Raw genomic sequence first — 233 nt, 5'->3', positions numbered from 1 at the left:
ACAATGGATTCCACTTGAAGAATAGCGGCTTGTGGGTGGTTAATAATCCCCATTGATTGAACAGAGCCAAATGAACCAGTACTATTTACAGTGAAAGTCCCACCTTCCATATCGGCTTGGCTCAGTTTACCATTACGCGCTTTTCCAGCTAGTTCACTTATTTCGCGAGCAATACCTTTAATGGATTTTTCGTCCGCATTTTTAATAACTGGCACATACAATAAATCGCCAGC

The 233-nt window shown here is 41.6% G+C and carries 1 protein-coding gene; it reads right to left on the bottom strand.

Annotation, left to right across the window (positions count from 1 at the left end):
- A partial coding sequence (locus ACX6XY_RS30510; RefSeq protein ID WP_460337993.1) for a 2-oxo acid dehydrogenase subunit E2 occupies positions 1–233 on the bottom strand: 233 nt, incomplete at both ends.

The sequence above is a fragment of the Streptomyces sp. O3 genome (assembly GCF_054788135.1).
This window is presented reverse-complemented; position numbering and strand designations above follow the sequence as displayed.